General features: G+C 37.5%; 2 protein-coding genes. Both read left to right on the top strand.

The window, feature by feature from the left end; genetic code table 11:
- Positions 1 to 664, top strand: a 664-nt coding sequence (locus SNE38_RS19030) for an HNH endonuclease (RefSeq protein ID WP_336047170.1), incomplete at its 5' end; no start/stop codon positions are given.
- A 20-nt stretch (positions 665 to 684) separates the two neighbouring features.
- Positions 685 to 1,161: a DUF6985 domain-containing protein gene (locus tag SNE38_RS19025; protein ID WP_336047169.1), complete on the top strand. Its 477-nt coding sequence runs from the start codon at positions 685 to 687 to the stop codon at positions 1,159 to 1,161.
- The last annotated feature ends 369 nt before the right edge of the window (positions 1,162 to 1,530 follow it).

Genomic DNA, 1,530 nt, shown 5'->3' with positions numbered 1-1,530 from the left:
TGTGAAGCATAGCGTAAAGCTCGGAGCAAAGGCTGTTTCAGGAGCTACATCGGGTAGCAAAGCAACAAATAAAACAGTAAATCTGGCCAAGTCCCCAACACCGAAGAATACGACAAAGCAGCAAGCACCGTCTCAGGCGAATAAGGAAGCAAGCGCAACAACTGCAATTCCTGCGAAAACGAAGGAGCAGGGTAAGGGGAATATTCCTAAAGTAACAAAAGGTTATGATGTAACACCTTTGAAAAGCACTTATCAAGAAAGGTTAAATCAGACTCCGGTGAATAATGGTAAATGGACTGGTGAAAGAGGTGAATCAACTTTTATTTCAGACAAACCTGAAGTTAAACCATATGTTGAGAAAGCAGGAGTTAAAGGTGTAGAATACAAGAATGCAATGCCAGATTTTTCTCCATTTTCGAAGGCGGAATTTGAGATTACGGGTATGTTTAGTTCGAGACCTTCTAATTTTTCAAAAGCTGACGAGTTACTCGCAAAACAATGGTCAACACCAGAGAAGCAGTGGAAAAAGGCTGAAGTTGCAAAGTGGAGATCACAAAACAAATACACTTGGCATGAGCTTAATGATGGGAAAACCATACAACTAGTTCCGAGGGATGTTAATTTTAAATTTGGACACCTTGGTGGTGTAAGTGAAGTTAAATAAGAAAGGACGATACTCAGAAAATGAAAAAAGATGAATTGTTTGGAGAAATTGTTTATGAAGATTTGTGGATAGGGACAATAGAAATAACCATGTTTGGGAAAAACCAAAAAATATTTTTGAACATCTATGGTGAAGAGAATGAAGAAATTACTCAGAACCAGCGGGATGCATTCTCTCAATTCAAATCAAGTATGCCTAACATAGTAAAGGAAAGTGAAGATAAGATTCTTGAGTATTATTTAGAAAACTGTGATGATTATCGTGCAATGCAAAGTAATAGTGAAGAAATTGAAAAAATTGCACCAAAGATTTCATCAATAGACGAGTTAGGAAAACTTGTTAAACCTACAAGTTTGCTAATTGGGTATGATTTTGAAGATGGTATTAGAAGAGTAGGGATATTATGTGATTGTACTTGGGAACCAGAACATGGATTGGGTATCAGTATTGAAAATGAAGAAGTAGTAGAAATTGGTCTTCAAGATATCGTACTTTAACATTAGATATATCAAGAGTTTTTGTAACCCTATTTATAGTTTCAGCACACAAGGTTGTATAAATAACTAATACAATGACACCTATGAGTAGACCACAATGCGAGGTTAGATACCCGTATTGTGATCATTTTTGAAGACCTGGATTCAGCGCTCGATGTTTTAGGCATGATTCCCCTAACCGGGGGTGATGTCTAGTGGCGAAGAAGAAAGGAAAAGGCTTTTTTGGTGCAATCGGAAAGGCATTAGGCAGTATCCCGGTTGTAGGAAAGGTGAAAAAGGCGGCAAAATCCGTTAAAAAAACAGTAAAGGCCGCCAAAAAGAAACTGAAAAAAACCGCCAAAAAGGTAATCAAAAAGGTCAAGAAAAAGG

The sequence above is a fragment of the Solibacillus ferritrahens genome, from assembly GCF_037027585.1.
GTDB lineage: Bacteria > Bacillota > Bacilli > Bacillales_A > Planococcaceae > Solibacillus > Solibacillus ferritrahens.
Note: the sequence above shows the minus strand (reverse complement) of the source record. Positions and strands in the feature narration are given on the sequence as shown.

Coding starts and splice junctions, on each gene's coding strand:
- SNE38_RS19025 (WP_336047169.1), top strand. CDS start 685: ATGAAAAAAGATGAATTGTTTGGAGAAATTGTTTATGAAGATTTGTGG.